This is a genomic window from Rhizobium sp. NZLR1 (assembly GCF_017357385.1).
Classification (GTDB): domain Bacteria; phylum Pseudomonadota; class Alphaproteobacteria; order Rhizobiales; family Rhizobiaceae; genus Rhizobium.
This window is the reverse complement of the sequence record NZ_CP071632.1, coordinates 4,212,120-4,236,875: the sequence shown is the minus strand read 5'-3', so window position 1 is coordinate 4,236,875 and position 24,756 is coordinate 4,212,120. Positions and strand designations below refer to the sequence as shown.

Genomic DNA, 24,756 nt, shown 5'->3' with positions numbered 1-24,756 from the left:
GGGGCTTGCATCATGACCTTCGCCGTCACCACCCGCGCTCCCGAAACCGCGCGCCGCAATGGCATCCTGCAGACCGGTTCGCGTATCGTGCCGGAAGAGGTGCCGATTGCCTTCTCCTATGGCGGCAGCTCACACGCGGTGATGATGGCGACGCCGGCCGATCTTAAGGATTTTGCCGTCGGGTTCAGTCTGACCGAAGGGATCATTACCGGACCGGCGGAGATCTCCGACATCGAGGTCGTCGAGGGTGAGCAGGGGATCGATGTTCAGGTGAGCCTTGTCGACGATGTCGCTGACCGGCTACGGGCACGCCGCCGCAGCATGGCGGGACCGGTCGGCTGCGGGCTCTGCGGCATCGAATCGATCGAGCAGGCGGTGCGGTCGGTGCCCGATGTCTCGGCATCGTCGCTGTCGCTGTCGCATGCCGATATCGTGCGGGCCGTTTTACTTCTGAACGAAGCCCAGCCGCTGCATCGCGAAACGCGGGCGGTGCATGGCGCCGGCTTTTATCTTCCCGGCCGGGGATTGGTTGCGGTGCGCGAAGATGTCGGCCGGCACAATGCTTTGGACAAGCTCTGCGGCGCCGTTATCGGGTCGGGCGAAAGGGGCGCGGACGGCGCCGTCGTCGTCACCAGCCGGCTTTCCCTGGAGATGGTGCAGAAGGCGGCGATCCTCGGCAGCCCGGTGCTGATCGCCATCTCAGCGCCGACCGCTCTTGCCATCCGCACCGCCGCAGCGGCCGGCATGACGCTCGTCGCGCTAGTGCGCGGCGAGGATTTCGAGATTTTCACCCACCCGCACCGCATCTCGCCCGGAAGCATTGCCGATGTCGCATGATACCAAGACCAAGCTCGTTTACATGGCAAACCAGATCGCCACTTTTTTCAAGAGCCAGCCGGCAAGCGAGGCCGTCGAGGGCGTCGCCACCCATATCAACAAATTCTGGGAGCCGCGCATGCGGCGGCAATTGTTCGAAATCCTGGAAACCCAGGAGAATGGCCTGGATGCACTGGTGCTTCAGGCCGCTCCCTTGATCCGGAAGCCCGAGCCGGACGCAAACCAGGCCCGGTAGTATTGATCGGCTCATGGACGGGGGCAAGCTGCGCGTCGCATCGGCCTCCTGCGACGCTCTTTACCGCGTATGCTGCGTAGTACGATCAAAGTGCCGCCGTGCGGCGGCACCGTATAATGGCGATGTGCCGGAAGACTGACATCAAAACTCTTCCCAGCTCTGTGCGCTTGCAGTAGTAGCGCCGTGCGCCTTTGCGACACGCGAAACCAGATGCAGCGCCGGCGAGCCTGCCTGTCTTGCGTCTAGCCTGCCGGCAGTCTGCTGGGTCGGGGTCCGGGTCTGACCGGGCAGGCGGAACCTTGCCAGCAGGACCCGCAGCATTTCGGCTTCCTTTGCCAGGTTATGGCTGGCGGCGGTGCTTTCCTCGACCATGGCGGCGTTCTGCTGGGTTGCCTGGTCTAGCGTATTGACCGCCTGGTTGATTTCCTTAAGGCCGGTTGCCTGTTCCTTTGAGGCTTCGACGATGGCGACGACGTTGCCGTTGATATCGCCGACCTGTGTGACGATCTGCTCGAGCGCCTTGCCGGTCTGGCCGACGAGGCCGACGCCGTTCTTGACGAGATCGCTCGACGTATTGATCAGCGCCTTGATCTCCTTGGCGGCTTTGGCAGAGCGCTGGGCGAGCTCGCGGACCTCCTGGGCCACCACGGCGAAGCCCTTGCCGGCCTCGCCGGCGCGGGCTGCCTCGACGCCGGCATTCAGCGCCAGGAGGTTGGTCTGGAAGGCGATATCGTCGATGACGCCGATGATGTTGGTGATTTCGCGCGAGGACTGCTCGATCTGGTCCATGGCGGCGACGGCGTTGCGGACCACGACGCCCGACTGCTCGGCGCCCTGCTTGGTCACGGCGACGAGGCGGCCCGCCTCATCGGCGCGGCGGCTGGAATCGTTGACGGTGGTGGTGATCTCCTCCAGCGCGGCTGCGGTCTCTTCGATCGATGCGGCCTGCTGTTCCGTCCGCTTGGAGAAAGAATCCGCCGATCCGCCGATCTCGCTCGAGCCGGCGGCGATCGCACTGGCATTCTCGCCGATCGTCTTCATCGTCTCGGCAAGACCTCTGACCGCGGTATTGAAATCCTGGCGCAATTGCTCCATCGAGGGGACGAAGGGTGTGTCCACCGTCCTCGTCAGATCGCCTTCGGAAAGCTGACGCAGCGCGCCGGCGAGCAGGGATATCGCGCTCATCCGCTGGGTGACGTCGGTTGCGAACTTCACCACCTTGTAGACCTTGCCGTCGGCATCGACGATCGGGTTATAGGCGGCCTGAATCCAGATTTCGCGGCCACCCTTGCCGAAACGGACGAATTCGTTGGCGATGAATTCGCCATTGGCGAGACGTCGCCAGAAGCTGCTGTAATCCTCGGTGCGGGTATATGCCGGGTCGCAGAAGATGCTGTGATGTTTGCCGGTGATTTCGGCCAGGGAATATCCCATGGCCTGACAGAAATTTTCATTGGCGGTCAGGATTTCGCCCTTCGGGGTGAATTCGATCACCGCCTGCGAGCGCGAGATCGCTTCGAGCTTGCCGGAATCTTCGACCGCCTGCTTCTTCGCGGCGGTGATATCGGCGGCAAACTTCACCACCTTGTATGGCTTTCCGCCCTTTGAAACAGGGTTATAGGAAGCCTGGATCCATATCTCCCTGTTGCCCTTGGCGAGCCGCTTATAAGCGCCGGCGTCATATTCGCCGCGTCCAAGCCGCGCCCAGAAGGCGCGATATTCGGGCGTCGCTGTATAGGCCGGCTCGCAAAACATGCTGTGATGCTTGCCGACGATCTCGTTCAGACGGTAACCAAGCGCGTTGCAGAAATTCTCATTCGCCGTGAGAATATTTCCCTTGAGATCGAATTCGATGATCGCCTGCGATTTGGAGATGGCGTCAAGAATGTATTTCGAATCGGAGGTAAGACCAAACATTCCTGTCCCTTTGAGATGCACAGCTTTTGCTGTTTCGGCCGGAGAAGCGAGGGGGCGGACAAGGTATGCGGAGCCGGGACGAACCGGTAGTCGGTTATCACTCCCACTGCGCCGGAGACTTATCATCCGTATGCATCACCATGCTGAGGGAGCGTGGTTAAAATTGCGTATAAAAGATATTGCTAATAATATGATGCGACGCTGACACAGCCAATCTGCTCGGGGCGGCAATAAAAAACCGCCCGAAGTGGGCGGTTTTCAATAGTTGAATAGTTTGAGCGGATTACGCGGCCAGTTCGTCTGTTTCGTTTTCCTTGAACATCTTGGCAAGGTTCAGGAAGCAGATCATGCCGTTTTCCGAAGCGATGATGCCTTCACAATAGGCGCGGTCGAAGGACGCGGTCACCTCAGGTACCGGCTGGACCTGGCTGGACGAGATAGTGAGAATATCCGAGACGCGGTCGACGAGCATGCCGATGACCATGCTGTGAACTTCGGCGACGACAATGGCGCTACGCTCGTTGGCAACGGTGCTCTTCATGCCGAGCTTGTAAGCGAGGTCGATGATCGGGATCACCGAGCCGCGCAGGTTCATGACGCCGATGACATCGGCCGGCGCATGCGGGATCGGCGTCGACGGCGCCCAGCCACGGATTTCGCGGATGGTCGTGGTCTTGACGCAGAATTCCTGATCATGCAGGCGGAAGGCAATGATCTCGAGCGTATCGCCGCTGAAGCTAGTGGAATTGATCGTGGCCATAGAATTCTTCCCAACTGTCGTAAGCCAGGGCAGAAGCAGGCGCGCCACCATTGGCACGGACCAGCTTTGCCTTCACACCACGCGATGACTTTGCTTTGTGCGAAGCATCGTTACGGTTATTGACGACAGTAACGGAAGAGTGTTGCCCAAATCTAAATTGGCAGACCAGATTGCAAAGGTTTTCTGCCTCGGGTGGAAGCCGGCGCCTGCAAATGCGTGACCGGCGCCGAACAACTCGACGATCCGGCTCAGGTGATCGTCTTTTCAATCTGCGAGACCGCCCAATCCACCTGCTCCCTTGATATGATCAAGGGCGGGGCGAGGCGGATCGTATGGTCGTGGGTATCCTTGGCGAGAAGGCCGCGCTCCTTCAGCGCATGGCAATATTGCCGTGCGCCGCCGGCTTCGGGTTCCAGCTCGACGGCCATCATCAGGCCGCGGCCGCGCACGTCCCTGACGATGTTCGAACGGATCGACTTGAGGCCTTCGAGGAAATAGTCGCCCATATCAGCGGCGTTCTCGATCATGCCCTCTTCCGTCAGTACCTTCAGGGCGGTGCGCGCCACCGCGCAGGCGAGCGGATTGCCGCCGAAGGTCGAGCCGTGCTGCCCGGGCTTGAGCACACCCAGAACCTCGGAATTGGAAAGCACGGCCGAGACGGGATAGAAGCCGCCGGACAGCGCCTTGCCGATCAGCGTCACATCGGCCTCGATGCCTTCGTGTTCCTCGGCCAGCAGCTTGCCGGTGCGGCCGAGGCCGGTCTGAATCTCGTCGAGAATGAGGGTGACGTTGTTTGCCGTGCAGAGCTCGCGGATGCGGGTGAAATAGCCGGCCGGCGGGATGACGACGCCGGCTTCCCCCTGGATCGGCTCGATCAGGGCGGCCACCGTATTGCCGTTGATTGCGGCGGCGAAAGCCTCGGCATCGCCGAAGGGAATGATGCGGAAACCGGCGGTGTAGGGGCCGAAGCCGGTGCGGGCGTCGGGGTCCGTGGAGAAGCTGATGATGCTCAGCGTCCGGCCGTGGAAATTATCGGCGCAGACGATGATCTCCGCCTTGCCTTCCGGTACGCCCTTGACCTCGTATCCCCATTTGCGAACCGCCTTGATGGCAGTTTCCACCGCCTCGGCGCCGGAATTCATCGGCAGGATCTTGTGCGAGCCGGTGAGGGCCGCGAGTTCTTCGTAGAGATAGGCGAGCTGATCGTTGCGGAAGGCGCGGGAGGTGAGTGTCAGCCTGCCCGCCTGCTCGACCATGGCGGCGAGGATCTTCGGATGGCAATGGCCCTGGTTGACGGCGGAGTAGGCCGAGAGGCAATCGAGATAACGATTGCCGTCGGTATCCCAGACATGAACACCTTCACCGCGCGTCAGCACCACGTCGAGCGGCTTGTAGTTGTTGGCGCCGAGCCGCTGTTCGGTGGCGATCAGTTTTTCCGAGGTGTTCATGGTTCTTCCCCTTTTTATGCAGCGCGTGTCGGGCGATCGAAGATGCGGCGGCCGAAGAGGCTTGCCGTCAGCTCCACCAGAATGCGGGCGCTCTTGCCGCGATCGTCGAGAAACGGATTGAGTTCAACGAGATCGAGCGACGAAACGAGGCCGCTGTCCGAAAGCATTTCCATCACCAGATGCGCCTCGCGAAAGGTCGCGCCGCCAGGCACTGTCGTGCCGACGCCGGGGGCGATTTCGGGGTCGAGGAAATCGAGGTCGAGGCTGACATGCAGCAGGCCGTTCGCCTTGGCGACGACACTGACGATCTCTCGCATGATGGCGCCGATGCCCTGCTCGTCGATGGCGCGCATATCAAAAACGTTGACGCCATGTTCGTGGATCTCCTCGCGTTCGCGCGCATCGATCGAACGGATGCCGACCTGGAAGACATTCTTCGGGTCAACGAACGGGCGATCCTTCGGCAGGATCTGGGCAAACTCCGCCTCGCCGCAGAAGAAGGCGACGGGCATGCCGTGAATATTACCGGAGGGCGAGGTGGCCGGGGAATTGAAATCGGTGTGGGCATCGAGCCAAAGCACGAAGAGCGGCCGGCCTTTGCTGGCGGCGTAACGGGCCATGCCGGAGACAGTGCCCATGGAAAGGCTATGGTCGCCGCCGAGGATCAGCGGAAAACGGCCGGAGGCGGCCACGTCGTGGACGCTGCTTTCGAGAGCCCGCGTGAAGGCGCCGACGATCCTAAGATTATGGGCTTTCGGATGGTTCGGCAGATCCATCGCCGGCACGATCCTGAGATCGCCGATGTCGGCGACGTCATGGCCAAGCTCGATCAATGTCTGGTCGACGCCGGCAATGCGCAGGGCCGCAGGCCCCATGGCAGCGCCCCTGCGGCCGGAGCCTTCTTCCAGCGGCGCGCCGATGAGGGTGACAGATTGCGATTGGGCATTCATCTAAGGGGCTCCGTGTTGAGGCCTGTTTGAGGCGATAGTGGGTTAAACGGCTGGCGGCAAAAAGATGGAAAAATGTCAGAAATGGAGTATGATTGCGCATATTGATAAACCACTTTTGACAAAGTGATTAGCGTGGATGATCTCGATACTGAGCTTCTGAGTGCACTTCGCCACAATGCCCGGATTTCCGTCTCCTCGCTTGCGGCGATGACCGGCGCATCGCGGGCAACGGTTGCCGCCCGGATCGACCGGCTGGTCGCCGGCGGCACCATCGTCGGCTTCACCATCCGCACCGGTCACGAGACCCGGTCCGCCGGGGTGCGCGCCATCGTCATGATCGAGGTGCTCGGCAAGCTCGCCGACAGGGTGGCCGATCAGTTGAGGGGGGTGCCGCAAGTGCGCGCGCTTCACAGCACCAACGGCAAATGGGATTTCGTCGCCGAACTCGAGGATCGCGACCTTGCCTCATTCGACGAGACGCTGCGCCGCATCCGGCTGATCAATGGCATCAACTCAACCGAGACCAACATCCTTCTCAAGACGAGCAAGACGGGTTTCTAAGCCGGCTCAATATTCCCGTTCGTAGACGATGCCCGCTTCTCCCGCACCATTGCCGCCGGCAGCGCCGCGCAGTTTGACGCCGCGGCCGACATCGAGGTTGATTATCGCCTTGGCGCCGGCCGAGCCGCCCTGCTGCAATTCGAAATAGGTGCGGTCGTTGAGATAGCGGCCGACGCTGACGCTGGTCTGGCCCTTGGAATCGGTGCTGATGTCGAGATCGTCGACGCCGAGCTGGTTGCGCAGGCCTTCGAAAAGCGAGTTGGAGCGGTTGCCAGCCAGCTGGCTGACGGCGTCGGCGAGCTGGGCGATCTGCACCGGCGAGAGCTTTGACATCGACTGGCCAAAGATCAGCTGCGCCAGCACCTCGTCCTGCGGCAGCTGTGGCGAGGAGGAAAAGGTGATCGCGGGGTCGGTGGCAAGGCCAGCCACGTCGACGGTCAGCGTCGTCGAGCCGGAAGCGGAGGTTGCTTCCATATCGAGCGCCGGCGTCAAGTTGCCGGCAAAGGTGATCCGGCTCTTGTCGGTGAAATCCAGGCGGCGGTTGAGAATGGTCAAGCGACCGCGGCGCATGGTGAAGCCGCCGGTCACGATCGGCGCTGCCGCCGTTCCGCGGATCGTCACACCGCCGCCGAGCTCGGCATCGATGCCGCGGCCGCGCACGAAAATATGCGAGGGCGCGTCGATTTCGAGATCGAGGGTGATCGTCGAGGATTTTTCGCCGGGTTTCCGCTCGCCGTCGTCGCGCAGCTGCGCAAGCACCGCCCGCGGCGCATTCTTATGCCGGATATCGATTTCACTGAGCGAGGTCGGCAATTTTTCTGGGATGGTGATCGAGGTCTTGTCCAGACGAAGCTTGCCGCTCAGCGTCGAATTCATCATCGGCCCGCGCAGGGCGATCGTGCCGTTAACCGTGGAGACGACGAGCGTTCCGTCGACATAGACCGCCTTGTCGAGTTTGATCGAAATGTCGGCGGGAAAGCCACCGGCCGGCTGGATGCCGATGGTGCCGCTTGCCGAAATCGTGCCGCCGCCGCCAACGTTGCCGCTGAGGCGCGAGATCACGGCCTGGCTGCCGTTGAAGCTCACGGTTGCCGCCAGATTGTTGACGGCGAGATTGCGCCGGACGTCGACGAGCTTTGCGCCTGATGTCGAGACGGTGCCGTTGATGACGGGTGCGGCCGCCGTTCCGCCAACCTGCAGATTGACGGTGGCGACGCCGTCGGCGACGAGGCCCTGTTGCGCCAGCGGCGCGCCGAGCACGGCGAAAGGAAGATTGCCGTTGAAGCGCATGTCGATGGCGCGATTGCCTGTGATCACAACACTGCCGCCACCCTTCAGCGACATGCCGGCGTCGCCGGCAAGGCTGGTGTCGACCGTCAGCTTGTTTCCGGCAAGTTTGCCGGATGCACCGATGGTGAATGGCGAAAGGCCGGCGCCTTTTGTCTGGCTCGTCGCGGCGTTCTTCCAGTCGACCTTGAAATCGACTGAGGGCGCCGATAGCGCGCCGGTGGCCTTGACCGTCGCCGAGACCGCGCCCTCGGCTGCAAGGCCCGGAACAAAGCCGTTGGCAATGGCAGCCGGAAGATCGGCAGCGTTGGCCGTGACGTCGATCGACTGGATCGTCGTGCCTGCAATGGCGAGATTGCCGGCGGCCTTAAGCGCAATGCCGCCGCTGCCGTTGAGGGCGGCATCGAAATCGAGCCGGTCACCGGCGTATTTTCCCGTTGCCGTCAGCGCCAGGCGGGAAAGGCCGGCAGCCTTGGTGTGGCTGGTCGCGGCATCCTTCCAGTCGAGCTTGAAATCAACGATCGGATTTGCCGGCGTTCCCGACGTGACGGCGCTCGCCGAAAGCGTGCCATCGGCGCCGAGACCTGGAACGAATGCATTGGCGATATTGGCTGGCAGCGCCGGAATATCGGCATTGATCGAAAGATCCCGGATCGCTGTTCCCGCGATCGTGACACCGCCTGTCGCCTTGGCCAACACCCCGTCTTTGCCGGCGAGGTTGGCATCGAAGTCGACCCTGTCATTGGCGTATTTTCCGGATGCCGCGGCACTCAGGCCGGAAAGGCCGCTGCTTCTGGTCTGAGCGGTTGCGGCGTTCTTCCAGTCGAGCCTGAAATCGACGGCGGGTTTGGGCAGCGCGCCGGAGGCGGATGCCGTTCCGGACACCGTTCCCTCAGCGGCGAGACCGGGGACGAAGTCGTTGGCAAGGGCTGCCGGCAGGTTGGCAAGGTCGGCCTTGACGTCGAGGTTGCGGATCGACGTGCCCGACATGGCGACATTGCCGGTGGCTTTCAGCGAGAGGCCATCCTTGCCGCCGAGATCGGCATCGAAATCGAGCTTGTCGTCGGCAAAGTGTCCCGATGCGGTCAGCGCCAGGCCGGAGAGATGAGCGCTCTTCGTCTGCCGGGTTGCGGCATCGGTCCAGTCGAGCTTGAAGTCGGCATTCGGTGCTGCAGGAGTCCCGGCGGCGGATATCGTGCCTGAGATCGTGCCGCCTGCTTCGAGATCCGGAACGAAGGCGTTGGCGAGAGCGGCCGGAACCTTGGCGATCGCGGCGTCGAGCTTGAGGCTGTCGATCGCCGTGCCGGCAAGCGCGACATTGCCTGCGGCCTTCAGCGACAGGCCATTATCGCCGCTAACTGTCGTATCGAAATCCAGCTTGTTTTCGGCGAATTTTCCCGATGCGGTCACGTCGAGGCTGGCAAGGCCGGCGTGTTTCGTGTGGCTGGTCGCGGCGTTTTTCCAATTGAGGTCGAAATCGGCGGCCGGAGCGGAAAGGGATCCGGTGGCCGAGACCGTTCCGGTAATGGCGCCTTCCGCTGCAAGATCGGCGACGAAGCCGTTGGCGATGCCGGCCGGGACATTGGCCAGTGCGGCGTCGACGTTGACGTTACCGATCGTCGTGCCTGTGATGGCGACATTGCCGTTTGCCCTGAGCGAGAGGCTGTCGGCGCCGCTTGCTGCCGCGTTGAAATCCAGCTTGTTGTCGGCGAATTTTCCGGATGCGGTGACGCCAAGGGCCGCAATGCCGGCACGCTTGGTGTGGCTCGTTGCAGCACCTTTCCAATCAAGGTCGAAATTGGCGGTCGGGGCGGCAAGCGAACCTGCGGCCGAGAGCTTTCCCGAGATCATGCCTTCGGCGGCGAGATCGGCGACGAAGCTATTGGCGATCGCTGCCGGGACATTCGCCAGCGCGGCATCGAGCTTGACGTTGCCGATCGTCGTGCCTGTCATGGCGAGATTGCCGGTTGCGTTTACCGACAGCTTGTCGGCGCCTGATATCGCCGCGTCGAAGTCGAGTTTGTTGTCGGCGAATTTTCCTGAAGCCTTCATCGCGAGATCGGCAAGACCGGCGCGTTTCGACTGGCTGGTCGCAGCATCTTTCCAATCGAGATCGAAATTGGCGGTCGGCGCATTGAGGAGGCCGGCGGCCGAGACCTTTCCGGTAATCGTGCCTTCGGCGGCCAGATCGGGAACGAAACCATTGGCGATGCGGGCCGGCAGATTGACGATATCGGCGTCGACGTCCAGGACCGGCGCCTTCGGGTCGGCGAGTGCGACATTGCCGGCGGCCTTCAGCGAAAGGCCGTCATCTCCCGCGACTGCGGTGTCGAAACCGAGTTTGTTGTCGGCGAATTTTCCGCCGGCGGTGATGCCGAGCGGCCCGATCCCGGCCCCCTTGGTCTGGCCGGTCGTCGCATCCTTCCAGTCGAGCTTGAAGTCGGCAACAGGTGCGGCCGGCGTTCCCGTCACTGCAATCGTTCCGGAAATCGTGCCGCCGGCCGAAAGGTTCGGCACGAAACCGTTGGCAAGCGCTGCCGGCAGTTCGTGGATGTCGACATCAAGCTTCAGCGTCTCGCCGGCCGAACCGGTGACGCTCACCGAGCCGGTGCCGGTCTTCAGCGTCAGCCCGTTCAGATTGGCGGTGCCGCCGACGATTGCGACCTGTGTCGGTGCCGCGAGTTCGACCGGGATATTGCGCGGGCTGGCCGAGAAGCGATCGAGGTTTACGCCGATCGTGCCGCCTGCCGCCTCGATATTGCCGGCCGCCAGCACCGGATTGCCGTCATAGGCGGCATTGAGATCGAAATCGGTATGGTTCTGCTGCTTGGTAAAGCCGAGCGAAAGGCCGGCAAGCCTGTTCGACCCGGCATTCACCTCGTCGGCCTTGACCGTGCCGTTTACCGCAAGGGCGCTGAGATCGCTGACCGTGACGTCGATATCCGGCTTGACGATAGCAAGCGTATCGCGGCGGATCGAGGCGCCGGTCGCCAGCAGCTTGAGCGCGATCTTGCCACTGTTGCTCGTGACGCCGAGCGAACCCTTGAGGTCGCCGTCGGCCTTCTGTCCGCCGAGTGCAGCGAGCAGGCCGATATTGGGGAAATCGAAGGTCAGTGCGCCTGTCGGCTCCAGGGAGGGCGAGAATTCGACATTGCCGGTCAGCCGGTTGCCGCCGATATCGGCGGTCAGCGCCGGAAGGATAATGCTGCCGTCCTGCGAACTGATGTCGCCGTTGATGCCGATCGGCTGGCCGTCGATCGTGCCGGTGGCGGCGATCCTGCCCTGCGGCGCCTTGGGATCGGCGACACCCGACAGGTCGATATTGAGATTGCCGAGCGTGCGGTCGGCCATATGCAGGCTGGCGGCCTTGAGATTGGCCGTCACGGAGATTGTGGGAAGCTCACCGCCAACTCTCAACGCATAAGCCGCTCCACCGATGGCGCCGGGGATCAGCTTGCCGACGTCAGGCAGCCGGCCGGAGAGATCGGCATTCAACATCGAGCCGTCGAGCACCACGCTGCCGGCGGCCTCAAGCGTGCCGGACTTGAGCACGAGGTTGGACAACGCGAATTTCGACGGGATGGTGCCGACGACCTGGCTTTCGAGCGAGATCGGTCCGTCGAACCTGGCCGTCACCGCAGCCGGCAGGGCTGTCGGTGCGATGGTGAGCTTGGCGTTGCCGGTCAGCACTTGGTCCGTCAGCCGATAGGAGCCGTTGAGGCTGCCGTTGATATTGGCGCTTTCGACGGTGGTGCCGTTGAAGCCGATGCTGCCGGGCGTTATCTGCAGAGGCGAGGCGATCGTGACCGGGCCCTGGACGGCGCGATTGAGGTTCGGCTCTGCAAAGGTCGCGTCGCCGGCAACGAGGCGCAGCTGGATGCTGCCGGAACGGGCGGCGAGATTGAAGGCGTCGCTTTTTGCCGTCAGCTTGACATTGCCGATATCGGTCTGAGGCAAGGTTGCGGTATCGAGCGAGCCGCTGACATTCAACCGGGCCGCCTGCGCATCGCCGGTCAGGCCCAGGTTGAGGCCCGATATCAGGAAACGCGCTTCGCCTTCGGCGAGCGGCCAGCGGAAATCGACAGGCCCCGACGTGCCGAGCAGATTGGCGTTCAGGCTGTTGTTGCCGGCCGGATCGAGGGTGCCTGAGGCGGCGATGACGACGCTGCCGGTGGCGATATTGCCGGTCTGGATATCGATCTTGCCGTGGTTGTCGAAGGTGGTGGCAAGATCGATATTGGTCTGGCCGGCAAAAAGCGGCCGGAAAGCCGAGGGAAGCAGCGAGCTCAGGTCGCCGCCGCCCTTGAGGTCGAGATGGTGCAGTCCGTCTGCGCTGATCTGATGCCGGCCTTCGATTGCGGCGCGCTGCTGTCCGTCGAGGGCCGCCTGCAATTTGCCTTTCCAGTCGGATATCGGTCCTTGGCCGTCGAGATCGATGTTGACGGCAGGATCATCAGGCAGGCCAAGAAAGCCCGCCAGCAGCCCACCCTTAGGTTCAGACAGCTGCGCCTTCAGCCGCAGCCGGTTTTCGGCTGGCGCATAGGCGATGTCGGCGGCGAGCCGCGCATCCGGGACGTCATGACGGCTGACATTGACGACCGCCTCGCCGCCATCGCCGTTCGCTGAAAGACTGCCTTCGGCAGCAAGCGCAAAAGCGCGCCCGGCAAAGGGTGCGGCCAGTTTGATGTCGGGCAGCGCGACGCGGTCGATGTCGACCTTGATCGGGAGGCTGAAACCGCCGGCATTTTCTGCTCCGGGCCGCGAGGGCAGGGTGCGCACCGGCTCGCGCAGCACGTCGATCGTTTCGATTTCGAAACGTTTGGCATGGAAGGTTCCAGTCAGCAGCGCCAGCGGATTCCAGTCGATCGCGATGCCATGAATTTCCGCAAACACGCCTCTGGTGTCGGAGATCGAGATCTCTGCGGCGCGAAGCCCGCCGGTCAAAAGGCCTTGCGGTTCACGCACGGTAATCGTCATGTCCCGGTTGGAAAGCGTGGAGGCTATCTTTTCGGTGACGATGCGGGCGCCAAAGGCGGTGAAGCCGAAGATCGCAAGTGCCATGACGGCAAGAATCAAGAACGCGCCCACGCCATAGGCGGTGAGCCGTAGGATCCAGTTGACGATTTTTGCCAGCGTTTGCATCGGCGCGGACACTACCCCGTTTTCATGATGGCTCACAAATCGGAATCGGCAATTCTAGAGCATGATGCCGAAAAGTGTGAGCGGTTTTCGGACGACATCATGCTCTAACTCTTTAATGTAGAACAGGATTCAGATTTTGGGCCGACCGGGCCTAAAATCATCCTGTTCTAGAAGGATTGGCCGATGCCGGCGTAGATTCCATAATCTGTGCCATCTTCGTACTTGTTCAACGGCATGGCAAAATCAAGCCGCAGCGGGCCGAAAGGCGTCGCATATCGTATCCCGGCGCCGGCGCCGGCGCGGATATCGGAAAAGCCGGGAAAGGTGCTGTCCGATACTGTGCCGACATCGATGAAAGGCACGATGCCGATCGTATCGGTGATCTTGATGCGGGCCTCCAGCGAACCGGTCACATAGGAGCGGCCGCCGGTCGGATCGCCATTGTCGTTATAGGGCGAGATTTCCTGATAGCTGTATCCGCGCACCGAGCCGCCGCCGCCGGCAAAGAAGCGCTGCGTGGCGGGAATGTTCTCGATGCCGCCGCCGCCGATCAGGACACCGGCGGCGACCTTGCCGGCCAGCACCACGCCGTCCTCGGCGCCGAACGGCAGATAGCCGGAGATCGAGCCCTGGAATGCCGCATAGGGCGTGGCGTTGAAGATCTCGTAACCGGGCTTAGCCGAAAATGTCGCGCGATAGCCCTCGGTCGGGTTGAACTTGTCGTCGCGTGCGTCGCGGTCATATTGCAGCGGCAGGGTGAAGGTCAGATAGTCGTTGGTGCCGAAGGCGTCGTCGTCGCGTTCCCAGCTGACCTCGCCGCTCGCCGAGATCGTGTCCCGGTCGGTCAGCTCGTAAGACAGGCCGAGCGAGGCGGTGACGAGCGTTGCATTATAGGCATCCGGATTTTCGGTCTTGGCAACGATGCCGGCCTTCAGCGTCGCGGCCGGGAAGAAAGCGCCCGGCTTGGTGAAAAGGATACCGGCGGAATAGTCGAGGTTGCCGACATCCGTGGTTTCGCCAAGCCGCGAGACCGAGCCCTCGATCCGCAGCGTTTCGGCTTCGCCGAACAGATTGCGGTGGCCCCAATAGCCCTGAACGCCGAAGCCGTCGGTGGTCGAATATTGGGCGCCGACGCCGAAATAGCGCCGCTTGCCTTCGGAGACCTCGATCGTCATCGGCAAGGTGCCATCCGGCGCCAGCGCATCGGCTTCATGAATGGTGACGCTTGAAAAGACGCCGAGGGCGCGAAGCCGCTCGCCGGCTTTCTTCAGCGTCTCCGGGGAATAGGCTTCGCCCTTGTCGAGCCGGGAATAACGCTGGATGAAACCTGGCTTGACGGTCTTCTCGCCGGTGATGCCGACATCGCCGATCGGGGCGACCGGGCCACCTTCGGCCGCAAGCACGATATCGACGGTATCGCTGTTGTGATCGGCGACGACCTTGCGTTCGGTCAGCTTGGCAAACGGCCGGCCCTCGCTCTTCAACTGCTCGACGATCTTGTCGCCGGCCTTGATGATGGCAAGCGAGCCGGCCTGAGCGCCCGGAGCCAGATCGTAATCGGCGGGATTGTGGTTTGCGGCATCGCCGCCGAACTGCACCTCCCTGACCTTGAAGATCGGGCCGGGCGCAATGTCGACGGTGACCGGGACCGGCGCGGACCGGTCGAATGTCGGGTTGGGCGGCAGGTCGTCGATATTCTTGCCGTCGATGGTGATCGTCACCACGCCGCCATAACGGGCTTTTTCATACAGGGTGGCGATCAGCCGCTCACGGTCGTCGCGGGCCTTGACGACGACGCCGAGATCGCCCGAAACCGGCTGCTTCTGGTCACCGACAAGACGGGAACTGTTTTCCAGCGCTTCTTTCAGGTCGGGATCGGCGGTATCGGCCTTCAGGTCGACATGGTAGCGCACCGGATCGGGCACCTGTTGACCTTCGTCTTCGTCCTTGCCGAAGATGGTGATGCCGAAAAGCTTGAAGGCGTAAGCGTCGCCGATCAGGACCGGTGAGAACGCAGCTGCCGCTGCGACCACCATCATGGTGCCTGTTCGCCGATACGCAGTACCTGTTTTCGGGCTTGTCCCTCTAATCCGCATACGCCGCTTTTGGTTACGTCTACAATGAAGCTTCGTTGCCCAGCCGTGAACAGCTTAGCGACAAAAACGCGCGGGGTGTACCATTTTAAATTGCCCGCGCTCTAATTTAGTACAAAAAATCCCGGAGGTGTGTCCGGGATTTCCTGAATGTGACGGTTTGTAAGGGGTTCTCAGCGCGGGCAGCTATCAATGTAGCGGCGGCCGTAGCGGTCGCGATAGTAGCACTGGCCGGGCTGTTCGGCGACGCTGCCGATCAGCGCGCCGGATACGCCGCCGATAGCGGCGCCGACCGCAGCGCCACGAACATTGCCGGTGACTACACCGCCGATGACGGCGCCTGAGGCAGCGCCGATGCCGGCGCCCTGTTGGGTCGGCGTGCAGCTTGCGATCGACAGTCCGACCAATGCGAGTATGACAGCTTTCTTCATCTTTTTTTCTCCGAGGTTGTTGCCCAACGGGCAAAGGTCGTCCCTTTTATTTTTCTCAGGCTAGACCGAAAACTATGTCGGAAGAAAGGGTTGTCCACCGGCGCGCCGATTTTTTTGCGATACCGGCCGTCGCCGTGCTTGCGGCGATCGGCAAACTCTGCCGGGTCTGCCGGATCAATTTCATTGATCGCCACATGCAGATTTTTTATCTGGAATCATTCAAAAAACTGGGCCATTTGCCGCAGTTGATGGTAAAGCAAAGGGTAAGCATTGACGCGCGGACGTCCGGTCGGCAAGAACGGCCGCGCGATACTGGAGCATAAGATGGATTTCGAAGCGTTTTTCAAAAACGAGCTAGACGGGCTGCATGCCGAGGGCCGCTACCGCGTTTTTGCCGATCTCGAGCGCCACCGCGGTAATTTCCCGCGAGCGACGCGCCATACGGCCGATGGCGAAAAAGAAGTCACGGTCTGGTGCTCCAACGATTATCTCGGCATGGGCCAGAACCCGAAGGTGATCGAGGCGATGAAAAGCGCCATCGACCACTGTGGCGCGGGTGCGGGAGGCACCCGGAATATTTCTGGCACCACCCACTATCACGTCATGCTCGAACGTGAACTTGCCGATCTGCACGCCAAGGAATCGGCACTGATCTTCACCTCGGGCTATGTGTCCAACTGGGCGGCACTCGGCACGCTCGGCGCCAAAATTCCCGGCCTGATCATCTTCTCCGACGCGCTGAACCATGCCTCGATGATCGAGGGCATCCGTCATGCCAAGTGCGACAAGGTGATCTGGAAGCACAATGACGTCGCCGATCTCGAAGCCAGGCTTAAGGCCGCCGATCCGAAGGCGCCGAAGCTGATTGCCTTCGAAAGCGTCTATTCGATGGATGGCGATATCGCCCCGATCAAGGAAATCTGCGACCTCGCCGACAAATACGGCGCGATGACCTATCTCGACGAAGTGCATGCGGTCGGCATGTACGGCCCGCGCGGCGGCGGCATAGCCGAGCGCGAGGGGCTGATGGACCGGCTGACGGTGATCGAGGGCACGCTCGGCAAGGCTTTCGGGGTGATGGGCGGCTATATCGCCGCGTCGGCAGCCCTTTGCGATTTCATCCGCTCGTTTGCCTCGGGCTTCATCTTCACCACGGCGCTGCCGCCGGCGCTTGCCGCCGGTGCGGTCGCCTCGATCCAGCACCTGAAGGTCAGCCAGTTCGAGCGCGCCCGCCATCAGGACCGGGTCCGCAAGCTCAGGGCGCTGCTCGATCAGCGCGGCATTCCGCATGTGCCCAATCCGAGCCATATCGTGCCGGTGCTGGTCGGCGATGCGGCCAAGTGCAAGTGGATCTCCGACCTGTTGCTCGACAATTGCGGCGTCTATGTCCAGCCGATCAACTATCCCACCGTGCCGAAGAAGACCGAGCGGCTACGCATCACCCCGACGCCGCTGCATTCCGACGCCGATATCGCCCATCTGGTCGAGGCGCTGCATTCGCTCTGGTCGCGCTGCGCGCTGGCAAGGCACGTCGCCTGATTTTTCGATGATCGCTCCGTCATAGTTCAGGACCTCCCATTGGAGGTCCTGACTGCGATCGTCCTGTTTCCGCAAGGGCGCCCCTGCAACTTCCCTGCGCCCGCCTGGAATTTCACTCGCGCTGCTTAGGTCTCAAGACCACGATATATCACCATCGGTTCGATCGATGCGCTCGGATCCTCCTTTGCGTTTGCACTTATCCGCGCACGGTCTTTCCCTGATCCGGATCTCCCGGTTTGCGTGAGAAAACCTTTTCTCACTTGACACAGCAGTTGGTAAAAGCTTTTCTCAAGCCACTTCAGAAGGAGGAAACTCTGAACATAGCGGGAGGAAAAAGAGGCAGGATCACCATCCATGAGGTGGCCTCGGCTGCCGGGGTGAGCATTTCGACGGCGTCGAAGGCGCTCAATGACACCGGCCGGATGGGCGCGGAAACGCGCGAGCGGGTGAAGCGGATCGCCGGCGAAATCGGCTATCGGCCGAATGCGCTGGCGAGAGGGCTTCTCAGCAAACGCAGCTTCACTATCGGGCTCTTGACCAACGACACCTACGGCCGTTTCACCCTGCCTGTGATGGCGGGTATTTCGGACGCTCTGGTCGATCATGGGGTTTCGGTTTTCCTCTGCGCCATCGAGGACGATCCGGCGCTCGCCCAGATCCATGTCGATGCGATGCTCGACAAGCAGGTCGATGGCATCATCGCCACGGGAAAGCGGCTGGACAGGCGTCTGCCTGTCGATCTGTCGAACTTGCATGTGCCTGTCGTCTACGCCTTCACCGAGGGGACGCAGAACAGCGTTACCTTCCGTTCGGACGACGAACAGGGCGCGAGACTGGCGGTGGAATGGCTGGCCAAGGTCGGGCGGCGGCGGATTGCGCATATCACCGGGCCGGAAGAGTTCTTTTCGGTGCGCGAGCGGGCCGGCGCCTACCATGCGGTGGCAGGCCACCGCGAGCCGGTGCTCTACGGCGTCTGGTCGGAAAGCTGGGGCCATGAGGCGGTGGAGCAGCTTTGGCAGAGGCCGGGAGAAAAGCCCGACGCACTGTTCTGCGGCAATGACCAGATTGCCCGTGGTGCCGCCGATGCGCTGCGCGAGCGCGGCGTCAAGGTGCCGCAGGATGTCTCGGTGATCGGCTTCGACAATTGGGAGATTGTCGCGGCCCAGACCCGGCCGCCGCTGACGACGGTGGATATGGAGTTGAAGGAGCTCGGGCGGCAGGCCGGATTGACGGTGTTGGCGCTTGCGGAAGGACGGCCGGTCGAGCCGGGCGTGCGGAAATTGCCGTGCCGGCTGATCGTCCGGCAGTCATGCGGGGGTAAGACCTCGAGGGAATGAGCAAAGGCGCAGGGAGATGCGCCATATCGGGAGGAGTGTCATGATCAAGCGTCTTTTGGCGGCGACCAGCATCGCCAGTCTATGTCTGTTTTCGGCTGCGTCGGCGGCTGAAAATGTCGAAATGTGGGTTCGATCCGGCATCGGCGACGCCTTCAAGAAAGTCGTCGAAGCCTATAATTCCGGCCATGAGAACAAGGTCGTGATGACCGAGGTGCCGTTCTCCGAACTGGTGCAGAAATATGCGACGGCGATTGCCGGCGGACAGGCGCCGGACGCGCTGTCGATGGATCTGATCTATAATCCTGCCTTTGCTGCCGCCGGCCAGCTGGAGGACCTGACGGACTGGGCAAAATCGCTGCCCTATTTCAACTCGCTATCGCCGTCGCATGTCCGCCTCGGCACCTATCAGGACAAGATTTACGGCCTGCCGCTTTCGGTGGAGACATCGGTCTTTGCCTGGAACAAGGATCTCTACAAGAAAGCCGGTCTCGACCCGGAAAAGGCGCCGGCCAACTGGGATGAAATCACCGCCAACGCCGAGAAGATCCGGGCGCTCGGTGACGATACCTACGGCTTCTATTTCTCCGGCGGCGGCTGCGGCGGCTGCATGATCTTCACCTTCACGCCGCTCACCTGGGGTGCGGGCGCCGATATCCTGTCGGCCGACAGCAAAAAGGCGACGCTCGATACGCCGCAGATGCGTAAGGCCGTCGATATCTACCGCAACATGATCAAGAAGGACCTGGTGCCGGCGGGTGCCGCCAGCGACACCGGCGCCAATTTCCTGACCTTCACCAATGGCAAGATCGGCCAGCAGACTCTCGGCGCCTTTGCCATCGGCACGCTGGTGACCGAGCATCCCGATATCAATTTCGGCGTGACCCTCATTCCGGGCGTCGATGGCAAGCCGTCGTCCTTTGCCGGCGGCGACAATTTCGTCATCACCAAGGGCACGAAGAAGATCGACGCGGTGAAGGGCTTCCTCGAATATGTCTATTCGGAGGACGGCCAGAAGATCATGGCAAAGTACGGCAGCCTGCCGACACGCGGCGATATCGCCGACAAGGTGCTGCAAGGTCTCGACCCGCGCATGCAGGTCGGCCTCAAAGCGATCAGTGTGGCCAAGACCCCCTATACGCTGCAGTTCAACGACCTGATCAACAGCGCCAACGGGCCGTGGGCGAGCTTCACCAACGCCGCGATCTTCGGCGACGATGTCGACGGCGCGTTTTCGAGCGCCCAGTCGGAAATGCAATCGATCATCGATAGCGGCCAATAACTCTCTCCCGGCCGCGGCCGGGGAGCGGTGGCAGCTTCCCGGCCAAATCCCAACCGACAGATGCGGAGCGTTTCGATGACCGGTTCCGGTCCAGAGATTCTATTGCCTCGGCGCAGGCGACGACGCCAATCGAACTGGCGCGGCCTTGCCTATATCGCGCCGGCCATGGCGCTGGTCATCGTCTTCTTCCTCATGCCGGTGCTGTTCACCGGATGGATGAGCCTTCACAACTGGCCGCTGATGGGGGCATCGCGCTGGATCGGCTTCAACAATTATTACCGCATGGTCAACGACACCCGCTTCATGACGGCGCTCTCTTTCACCGCCTATTATACGCTCATCGTCACCGTCGCCATCTTCGCCGTCGCCTTTCCGCTGGCGATCTTCGTCGAGAAGGAACGGCAGTTCGTCAGCGCCTATCGCACGGTGATCTTCCTGCCGGTTGTCGTCGGCCTCGCCACCGCCTCGCTGCTCTGGGTGTGGCTTGCCAATGTCGATAGCGGCTTCATCGGCCCGGCCTTGAAAGCGCTCGGCCTGGTCGAAAAGAGCCCCAATCTTCTAGCGACCTTCGACACCGCCTTTCTGACGATCGTGGTGATGGTCGTCTGGAAGATCGCAGGTTTCACCATGATCATTCTTCTGACTGGGCTGCAGGCCATTCCGTCCGAGCTGACCGAGGCCGCCCGCATTGATGGCGCCGGCCGCTGGCAGCGTTTCCGGCATCTGACGCTGCCGCTGATGCGCAAGACGATCGCGCTGGCGCTGATCGTCTCCGTCACCGGCTCGATTCTCGCCTTCGACCAGTTCTACATCATGACGTCGGGCGGACCGCAGAACAAGATGATCTCGGTGGTCTACTACATCTTCAATCAGTCCTTCGTGTCGTTCAATCTCGGTTATGGCGCAGCGCTGTCGATCGTGCTGCTCGCCATCCTGATGGCGATCAGCATCGTGCAGCTCTGGCTGCTGCGCGTCGGGGAGGAGCGTCCATGATCACCTCAAGGGAACGCCGGGCGCGCAAAGCCTTCCGCGTGAAGTCGGCCTATCATCTCACCGGCATCGCCATCTCGATCTTCTTTCTCGCCCCCTTCGTGATCACGCTGTTGTCCTCCTTCCGGCATGGCACGGAGGCCAGCCTGCCGCCCTTGCCGCCGTGGCCGACATCCGGTGTCAGCATCGATTCCTACGCGCTGCTCGATACGTTCGGCGCCGGCATCTGGCAGCATATGATCAACTCGCTGTTCGTCTCGGTCGCCACCGTGGTGCTCACCGTCGGCGTCAGCCTGCTCGCCGGCTATGGCTTCTCGCGCTATCGGTTCCCGCTGAAGAATGCGCTCTTCGTGCTGATCATCACCACTTTGATGATCCCGTTCCAGTCGATCCTGACACCGCTCTTCATCATCCTGGCAAAACTCGGCCTCAACAATTCGCTGCTCGGGCTGACGCTGGTCTATGTGACGCTGCAGCTGCCCTTCTCGGTTTTCATGATGCGCAACGCCTTCGATGCGGTGCCGAAGGAGATCGAGGAGGCAGCACGCATCGATGGCGCGCGTGACCTCCGGCTCTTGATCCGCGTTCTGCTGCCGCTGGTGCTTCCAGGTGTGGCGACGGTGGCGATCTTTGCCTTCCTCAATGCCTGGAACGAGTTTCTGGCAGCCCTGGTGCTGCTCTCCAGCAATGAGAAATACACCCTGCCGGTGCTGATGACGGCGGTTCGCGCCGGACGGCTCGGCGCCATCAACTGGGGAGCGGTCCAGGCCGGTGTCGTCGTCATGACGATCCCTTGCCTGATCGTCTTCCTGCTCCTGCAACGCTACTACATGCGCGGGCTGATGGCCGGCGCGGTGAAATAACTGAGGGAAAATCGAGCTCATGACCAAATCAAGCAACGACCGCCAGTTTCGTCCCGTCGCCGTTCCCGATGTGGAGCTCGGCGGCTTCTGGGGCAAATGGCAGGACGCCGTCTGCAATTCCACTGCCGAGACCCTGCTCGACCGCTGCGTCGAGGCCGGCATGCTGACGGCGATCGATGTCTCCCAGCCGAGCCCCGGCGTCGTCATCCCCATCCAGCCCTGGGGCGGGACGACGCAGATGTTCTGGGATTCCGACCTCGGCAAGTCGATCGAGACCATCGCCTATTCGCTCTATCGCCGCCCGAACCCGAAGCTGGAAGCGCGGGCCGACGAAATCATCGACATGTATGAAAGGCTGCAGGACAAGGACGGTTATCTGAACGCCTGGTTCCAGCGTGTCGAGCCCGCCCGCCGCTGGACCAATCTGCGCGACCATCACGAGCTTTATTGCGCCGGCCATCTGATGGAAGCCGCGGTCGCCTATTATCAGGCAACCGGCAAACGCAAGCTGCTCGATATCATGTGCCGCTTTGCCGATTACATGATCACGATATTCGGCCATGGTGAAGGCCAGTTCCCCGGCTATTGCGGCCACGAAGAGGTCGAGCTTGCGCTGGTCAAGCTTGCCCGCGTCACCGGCGAAAAGAAATATCTCGAACTGTCGAAATTCTTCATCGACGAGCGCGGCACCGAGCCGCATTTCTTCACGGCGGAAGCCAGCCGCGACGGCCGCAGCCTGTCCGACTATCATCAGAAAACCTATGAATATGCGCAGGCGCACCAGCCGGTGCGCGAGCAGACCAAGGTCGTCGGCCACGCCGTGCGCGCCATGTACCTCTATTCCGGCATGGCCGATATCGCCACCGAATATAAGGACGACAGCCTGACGGCGGCGCTGGAAACACTGTGGGACGATCTGACCACCAAGCAGATGTACATCACCGGCGGCATCGGCCCGGCCGCCTCCAATGAAGGCTTCACCGATTATTATGACCTGCCCAACGCCACGGCTTACGCCGAAACCTGCGCCTCGGTTGGCCTGGTGTTCTGGGCAAGCCGCATGCTCGGGCGCGGCCCGGATCGTCGTTATGCCGATATCATGGAACAGGCACTTTACAACGGCGCGCTGCCGGGGCTTTCGACCGACGGCAAGACCTTCTTCTATGACAATCCGCTCGAAAGTGCCGGCAAACACCATCGCTGGAAATGGCACCATTGCCCGTGCTGCCCGCCGAATATTGCCAGGCTGGTGACCTCGATCGGCTCGTATATGTATGCCGTCGCCGACGATGAAATTGCCGTGCATCTCTACGGCGAAAGCACCGCACGGCTGAAGCTTGCCAACGGCGCTGAAGGGCAACTTGAGCAGACCACCAACTATCCCTGGGACGGCGCGGTGGCCTTTACCACAAGACTCAAGACGCCGGCAAGGTTCGCGCTGTCGCTGCGCATTCCGGACTGGGCGGAGGGTGCCACTCTCAGCGTCAATGGAGCAGTGCTCGATCTCGACGCCAATATCCGCGACGGATATGCCAGGATCGACCGCCAATGGGCCGACGGCGATCGTATCGATCTCTATCTGCCGCTGGCACTTCGCCCGCAATATGCCAATCCGAAGGTGCGCCAGGATGCCGGCCGCGTCGCCTTGATGCGCGGCCCGCTGGTCTATTGCGTCGAAACGACCGACAATGGCGAAGACCTCAACGCCATCATCCTGCCCCGCGAGCTCCCGGCCGCCGAAACCGTCGTGCTTAGGGATCTCAACGATGCCGTCGCCCTTGATCTCAAGGTCGAGCGCGAGGAGACGCGGAACTGGGGAACACCGCTCTATCGCCAGGCGCCGGCGGAAAGGCAGGTCGCCACCGCGCGTTTCGTGCCCTATCATCTCTGGGACAACCGCGGGCCGGGAGAGATGCTCGTCTGGGTCCAGTCGGACAAGTAGGTCGTTTGGGGATGACGAACGGTATGGCAAACAAGAGCGTCGTGCTCCAGGACGTGCGAAAAAGCTATGGCAATCTGCCGGTGGTCCATGGGATCGACCTGACGATCGAAGAAGGTGAATTCGTCGTCTTCGTCGGCCCGTCGGGCTGCGGAAAATCGACGCTGCTTCGGATGATCGCCGGCCTGGAAGATGTCACCGACGGCGAGGTCGAGATCAAGGGACGCAACGTCACCGATCTCGATCCGTCCGAGCGCGGTATCGCCATGGTCTTCCAGTCCTATGCGCTCTACCCGCATATGAGCGTGCGCGACAATCTGGCTTTCGGGCTGAAGATGGCGCGTACCAATGCGGCCGAGATCGAGACGCGCGTCAAGGCAGCCTCGGCCATCCTGAAGATCGACCATCTTCTCGACCGGCGGCCCGGGCAGCTTTCCGGCGGCCAGCGTCAGCGTGTGGCGATCGGCCGGGCGATCGTGCGCAAGCCCGATGTCTTCCTGTTCGACGAGCCGCTGTCCAATCTCGATGCGGAACTCAGGGTTTCGATGCGCATCGAGATTGCCCGCCTGCACCGCGAGCTCGGCAATACGATGATCTATGTCACGCACGACCAGACCGAGGCGATGACGCTCGCCGACAAGATCGTCGTGCTGCGCGACGGCCGCGTCGAACAGGCCGGAACGCCACGGGAAATCTACGAGAACCCCGCCAATACTTTCGTGGCGGGCTTCATCGGCTCGCCCCGGATGAACCTCTTGAATGCCCGCTGGGGCGAGGGAAGCCTGGTCGAAGTCGCCGGCAAGCAGATCGAAAGCGGCCTGCCGTCGGCAGACAGGCCGGTGGGTGCGGCGGTGACGCTCGGCCTGCGGCCGGAACATCTGACGGTGGCGTCGGACCTGGCGGGCAGTCTGACGGCCAAGGTGGATTTTTCGGAGTATCTCGGCGGAACGCAATATCTCTATTGCCAGCTTGCCGATGGTCAGTCGCTCACCGTCGAGCATCGCTCGCCGATCAGCATTGCGGCGGGCGAGCAGGTCAGCCTGCTGTTCGAGCGGTCGGATTGCCGATTGTTCGATGAGGGTGGCAACCGGCTGCGGTAACAGAGCATGATGCCGAAAAGTGTGCTGCGGTTTTCCCAGGCAAAGCGC

Annotated in this window: 18 protein-coding genes; 10 read left to right on the top strand and 8 right to left on the bottom strand. The window is 61.9% G+C overall.

The genetic code is table 11. The features are described 5' to 3' along the window. Window positions 1-12 precede the first annotated feature (12 nt). Window positions 13-837 carry a formate dehydrogenase accessory sulfurtransferase FdhD gene (gene fdhD, locus J3O30_RS20770; protein ID WP_207582053.1) on the top strand — a complete coding sequence of 275 codons (825 nt, stop codon included), beginning with the start codon at window positions 13-15 and terminating at the stop codon, window positions 835-837. Then, a complete protein-coding gene (locus J3O30_RS20765; RefSeq protein WP_207582052.1) occupies window positions 827-1,072 on the top strand; it encodes a formate dehydrogenase subunit delta in 246 nt (81 codons plus the stop codon). The genes fdhD and J3O30_RS20765 overlap by 11 nt, the downstream gene beginning before the upstream one ends. A 141-nt stretch (window positions 1,073-1,213) precedes the next feature. Here the strand turns inward: J3O30_RS20765 and J3O30_RS20760 are convergent, their stop codons facing one another. The 4 genes from J3O30_RS20760 to rocF form a co-directional block, all read right to left on the bottom strand. Then, window positions 1,214-2,989, bottom strand: coding sequence for a PAS domain-containing methyl-accepting chemotaxis protein (locus J3O30_RS20760; protein ID WP_207582051.1), 1,776 nt, complete (start codon window positions 2,987-2,989; stop codon window positions 1,214-1,216). A gap of 283 nt (window positions 2,990-3,272) precedes the next feature. Then, on the bottom strand, window positions 3,273-3,749 hold the full coding sequence (locus J3O30_RS20755; RefSeq protein WP_007632607.1) for a chemotaxis protein CheW: 477 nt from the start codon (window positions 3,747-3,749) through the stop codon (window positions 3,273-3,275). A gap of 248 nt (window positions 3,750-3,997) precedes the next feature. Beyond that, window positions 3,998-5,197 (bottom strand): ornithine--oxo-acid transaminase, encoded by a 1,200-nt coding sequence (gene rocD / locus J3O30_RS20750; RefSeq protein ID WP_207582050.1) that lies wholly within the window; start codon window positions 5,195-5,197, stop codon window positions 3,998-4,000. 14 nt (window positions 5,198-5,211) lie between these two features. Continuing rightward, window positions 5,212-6,147: an arginase gene (rocF, locus tag J3O30_RS20745; protein WP_207582049.1), complete on the bottom strand. Its 936-nt coding sequence runs from the start codon at window positions 6,145-6,147 to the stop codon at window positions 5,212-5,214. 123 nt (window positions 6,148-6,270) lie between these two features. Here rocF and J3O30_RS20740 point away from each other — a divergent pair, with 123 nt between their 5' ends. Then, window positions 6,271-6,708, top strand: coding sequence for an Lrp/AsnC family transcriptional regulator (locus J3O30_RS20740; protein WP_207582048.1), 438 nt, complete (start codon window positions 6,271-6,273; stop codon window positions 6,706-6,708). 6 nt (window positions 6,709-6,714) lie between these two features. Here the strand turns inward: J3O30_RS20740 and J3O30_RS20735 are convergent, their stop codons facing one another. From J3O30_RS20735 to J3O30_RS20720, 4 genes are all read right to left on the bottom strand, one after another. Further along, window positions 6,715-13,137: a translocation/assembly module TamB domain-containing protein gene (locus J3O30_RS20735; protein WP_207584392.1), complete on the bottom strand. Its 6,423-nt coding sequence runs from the start codon at window positions 13,135-13,137 to the stop codon at window positions 6,715-6,717. Window positions 13,138-13,304: 167 nt separating this feature from the next. Further along, the gene (locus J3O30_RS20730) at window positions 13,305-15,233 is read right to left on the bottom strand and encodes an autotransporter assembly complex family protein (protein ID WP_207582047.1); all 1,929 of its coding nucleotides are present in this window, start codon (window positions 15,231-15,233) and stop codon (window positions 13,305-13,307) included. A gap of 170 nt (window positions 15,234-15,403) precedes the next feature. Continuing rightward, window positions 15,404-15,661 carry a YMGG-like glycine zipper-containing protein gene (locus J3O30_RS20725; RefSeq protein WP_007632613.1) on the bottom strand — a complete coding sequence of 86 codons (258 nt, stop codon included), beginning with the start codon at window positions 15,659-15,661 and terminating at the stop codon, window positions 15,404-15,406. Continuing rightward, window positions 15,658-15,855: a hypothetical protein gene (locus tag J3O30_RS20720; protein ID WP_207582046.1), complete on the bottom strand. Its 198-nt coding sequence runs from the start codon at window positions 15,853-15,855 to the stop codon at window positions 15,658-15,660. The genes J3O30_RS20725 and J3O30_RS20720 overlap by 4 nt, the downstream gene beginning before the upstream one ends. Before the next feature lie 130 nt (window positions 15,856-15,985). Here J3O30_RS20720 and hemA point away from each other — a divergent pair, with 130 nt between their 5' ends. From hemA to ugpC, 7 genes are all read left to right on the top strand, one after another. Further along, window positions 15,986-17,200 (top strand): 5-aminolevulinate synthase, encoded by a 1,215-nt coding sequence (hemA, locus tag J3O30_RS20715; protein WP_207584391.1) that lies wholly within the window; start codon window positions 15,986-15,988, stop codon window positions 17,198-17,200. A 359-nt stretch (window positions 17,201-17,559) separates the two neighbouring features. Continuing rightward, complete coding sequence (locus tag J3O30_RS20710) at window positions 17,560-18,537, top strand: LacI family DNA-binding transcriptional regulator (protein ID WP_207584390.1); 978 nt, start codon at window positions 17,560-17,562, stop codon at window positions 18,535-18,537. Between the two features lie 40 nt (window positions 18,538-18,577). Further along, window positions 18,578-19,816 (top strand): sugar ABC transporter substrate-binding protein, encoded by a 1,239-nt coding sequence (locus J3O30_RS20705; RefSeq protein WP_207582045.1) that lies wholly within the window; start codon window positions 18,578-18,580, stop codon window positions 19,814-19,816. A gap of 75 nt (window positions 19,817-19,891) precedes the next feature. Beyond that, entirely contained in the window at window positions 19,892-20,809 is a 918-nt protein-coding gene (locus tag J3O30_RS20700) for a sugar ABC transporter permease (RefSeq protein WP_207582044.1), read from the top strand. Then, window positions 20,806-21,669, top strand: a complete 864-nt coding sequence (locus J3O30_RS20695) for a carbohydrate ABC transporter permease (protein ID WP_207582043.1) — start codon at window positions 20,806-20,808, stop codon at window positions 21,667-21,669. Before J3O30_RS20700 ends, J3O30_RS20695 begins: the two co-directional genes overlap by 4 nt. Window positions 21,670-21,688: 19 nt before the next feature. Beyond that, window positions 21,689-23,611 carry a glycoside hydrolase family 127 protein gene (locus J3O30_RS20690; RefSeq protein WP_207582042.1) on the top strand — a complete coding sequence of 641 codons (1,923 nt, stop codon included), beginning with the start codon at window positions 21,689-21,691 and terminating at the stop codon, window positions 23,609-23,611. Window positions 23,612-23,622: 11 nt separating this feature from the next. Next, window positions 23,623-24,708 carry a sn-glycerol-3-phosphate ABC transporter ATP-binding protein UgpC gene (gene ugpC, locus J3O30_RS20685; protein WP_207582041.1) on the top strand — a complete coding sequence of 362 codons (1,086 nt, stop codon included), beginning with the start codon at window positions 23,623-23,625 and terminating at the stop codon, window positions 24,706-24,708. Window positions 24,709-24,756: the final 48 nt, after the last annotated feature.